Here is a 3,093-nt window from a genome sequence, read left to right on the forward strand (position 1 = left end):
CTCAAGGTCATCGCCAGCTTCCTGCCACCGCTACCCGATAACGCCAAAATCCACCCACACTGATCCGCGAAGACCCAAAAAAGTATCGCGCACAAGCCGCGCTCCTACAGGTACCGCGCGTCAGCCTTCGGCCGAATCGCCCGACTGCGCCAGATCCTTCAGCAGCTGAAAAATCTCCCGATATGCCCGCGGTGGCTTGTTCGGCGTGTCCTTCTCGATGCGGGCCTGGCGTACCAGCGAGCGCAGGTGCTGGCGGTCGGTGCCGGGGTGTTCGGCGAGCAGGGCGGACAACGCGGTGTCGCCGTCGTCGCCGAGCAGGCGCTCGCGCAGCGCCTCGATGCGGTGCATGGCGGCGGTTTCCTGGCGCTGCTTGTCGCGGTTCTCGCCGAGTTCGGCGCGCACCGCGGCGAACGCTTCGTCGTCGTGGCGGCGCATGATCTTGGCGAGGAAGGCGAGCTGGCGCTTGCGCGCGATGTGCGAGGGGATGCGCCGTACGTTGGCGATCTCGTCGCGCACGTCGTCGGGCAGATCGAGTTTCGCCAGTCGGGTCGGCGGCAGTTCGATCAGCTGGGCGGCCAGTTCGAGCACGGCCAGTGCCTCGCGGCGCTGTTGGCTGCGACTGGGGCCGTAATCGGTGTCGTCGAGTTCGTGCTGGTTGCGGCTGCGGCTCGGGCTCAAGGTCGTGGTTCCGGAAGAAGGGCTCGAATCAGACGGGGGCGCTGCCGGTCGGCCCGGCCTGTTCGCCGTCGGCCTGTTCCAGTGCAAAACGGGCGATTGGTTCGCCGTCCAGTTCGATGGTCTCGTTGAACATCGCGGCGGGACGCACCCACAGTCCATGGTCGCCGTAGAGCGCCTGGTAGACCACCAGTGGTTCCATCGTCTCGCTGTGGCGGGCAGTACCCAGCACGCGGTAGCGCTGGCCCTTGTAGTGACGATAGATGCCGGCGGTAGGTTGCATGGCGTTCTCCGCTTTGCATTTGGCCGCCGCGCCCCCACGTTTCGGGGCAGCGGTCGCGGACCGCTTATTCTACCCGCCTATATCCCAGGAAAACCCCATCGTGAGCGAAGTTGCCATCAGCCAGGACCGCAGCCTGCACGAGCTTGACCGCCTGGCCGAGCTGGCCGAGGACGTGATCCGCCGCGCCCGCATCGCCGGCGCCAGCCAGGCCGAGGTGGCGGCGAGCATCGACACCGGCTTGAGCGTGAACGTGCGCCTGGGCGAGGTGGAGACGGTGGAGCACACCCGCGACCGCGGTTTCGGCCTGACCGTGTACTTCGGCCAGCGCAAGGGTTCGGCCAGCACCGCCGACCTCCACCCCGATTCGATCCAGGCCACACTGGACCAGGCCTGCGCGATCGCCCGCTACACCGAGGAAGACCCGGCCGCGGGGCTGGCCGACGCGACGCGCATGGCAATGTCATTCCCCGATCTCGATCTGTGGCATCCGTGGGACATCGACACCGCGCAGGCGATCGAGCTGGGCATCGCTATCGAGGACGCCGGCCGTGCGCACGCCGGCATCAGCAATTCCGATGGCGCCAGCGTGCAGGCCGGACAGGGGCTGTCGGTGTACGCGAATTCGCACGGCTTCGTCGGGCGCGAGCGCGGCACGCGGCATGCGCTGTCGCTGGCGCTGATCGCCGGCGACGAGGACGGCATGCAGCGCGACTACTGGTACGACAGTGTGCGTGCCGCCGGCGATTTCATCAGCGCGCAGGCGCTCGGCGACAAGGCCGCCGAACGCACGCTGGCGCGGCTGGGCGCGCGCGGCCTATCCACGCGGCAGTGCCCGGTGCTGTTCGCGCCGGAGCTGGCGCGCGGGCTGGTCGGCCACCTGCTCGGCGCGGTCAGCGGCGGCGCGCTGTACCGCCGCGCCAGCTTCCTGCTCGACCACGCCGGCAAGCCGGTCATGCCGGCGTGGCTGAACATCGACGAGCGGCCGCATCTGCCGCGCGGGCAGGGCTCGGGCAACTTCGACGCCGAGGGTGTGGCCACCGTCGACAGCGCGCTGGTCGAGGGCGGCGTGCTGGCGCGCTACGTGCTGGGCAGCTACTCGGCGCGCAAGCTGGGCCTGCAGTCGACCGGCAACGCCGGTGGCGTGCACAACCTGATCGTGGAGCCGGGCGCGGCCGACGGCGAGCGTAGCGATTTCGCCGGCATGCTGCAGCGCCTGGGCAACGGCCTGCTGGTGACCGAGGTGATGGGGCAGGGGGTGTCCGTGGTCACCGGCGACTATTCGCGCGGCGCGTCGGGTTTCTGGGTCGAGAACGGCCGCATCGCCTACCCGGTGGAAGGCATCACCATCGCGGCGAACCTGCGCGAGATGTTCGCCGGCATCGTCGCGGTGGGTACCGACGTCGACCCACGCTCGCACGTCCTGACCGGCTCGATCCTGCTCGACCGCATGACCGTGGCGGGCGAGTAGGCGCGATTTCCGTATGAGCGCACCCTGTGCGCGATGCTTTTTCGCCCACGTGACGGAGAGCATCGCGCGCAGGGTGCGCTCCAGCCAGACGCAGTTCCAGTACGGGTAATCCAGCGCCCGACGCACCAGCCCGGCACGCACGGGGTTGGCGACGATGTATCGCGCCACGGCGATGATGTCCTCTTCCCGGCGCAGCGCATGGTCGTGGAAACCGCGGCTCCACAACATGCGTCCAGGCCGAAGATCGGCCAGCCGCTTGGCTGAGAGAGCCTTGAAGCGGTTCATCGCGATGGAAAGGCTGTCGCTTTCACCGAGCTGGATCAGGCCGTGCCAATGGTCGGGCATCAGTACCCAGCAAAGCAGGTGCGCATCGCCCCAGGTGCCAGGGTCGATCGTCAACTGGCACATCGTGCGGGCGAGGTCCGGGTTGCGAAACCAGGGCATGCGCCCGGCCGTCGTGGCCGTCAGCAGATAAACCTGCCCAGGCAGGGAGACACGCCCCTTGCGCAATGCCCGGTGACCCGGAGGATTCGTCATTCGGGGACCATCGCCGCCCGATCCCGCCCGATCCAGCGGCGCCTTGCGCGTATCCGTGTAGGAGATTCTATGTTGTTGGTCAAGCCATCTGATGCGCCTTGGCGCGGTAGTTGGACTGGTTTTTGAGCAG

General features: G+C 68.2%; 3 protein-coding genes and 1 pseudogene. 1 reads left to right on the top strand and 3 read right to left on the bottom strand.

Features of this window, described 5'->3' with window-relative positions:
• Window positions 1–120: 120 nt before the first annotated feature.
• Complete coding sequence (gene yjgA / locus AC3WTD_RS18455) at window positions 121–678, bottom strand: ribosome biogenesis factor YjgA (protein WP_027493660.1); 558 nt, start codon at window positions 676–678, stop codon at window positions 121–123.
• Between the two features lie 28 nt (window positions 679–706).
• Complete coding sequence (locus AC3WTD_RS18460) at window positions 707–958, bottom strand: DUF1653 domain-containing protein (RefSeq protein ID WP_008435440.1); 252 nt, start codon at window positions 956–958, stop codon at window positions 707–709.
• Between the two features lie 100 nt (window positions 959–1,058).
• Between AC3WTD_RS18460 and pmbA the strand changes: the two genes are divergently transcribed.
• Window positions 1,059–2,426 (top strand): metalloprotease PmbA, encoded by a 1,368-nt coding sequence (pmbA, locus tag AC3WTD_RS18465; RefSeq protein WP_492614655.1) that lies wholly within the window; start codon window positions 1,059–1,061, stop codon window positions 2,424–2,426.
• Between the two features lie 108 nt (window positions 2,427–2,534).
• Here pmbA and AC3WTD_RS18470 read toward each other — a convergent pair.
• Window positions 2,535–2,963 (bottom strand): annotated as a pseudogene (locus tag AC3WTD_RS18470) (REP-associated tyrosine transposase); the annotation flags it as partial.
• Window positions 2,964–3,093: the final 130 nt, after the last annotated feature.

The organism is Rhodanobacter sp. FW106-PBR-R2A-1-15 (assembly GCF_058789735.1).

Excerpts from the sequence above, each read along its gene's own strand:
- AC3WTD_RS18460 (WP_008435440.1), bottom strand. The coding sequence starts at position 958 with ATGCAACCTACCGCCGGCATCTATCGTCACTACAAGGGCCAGCGCTAC.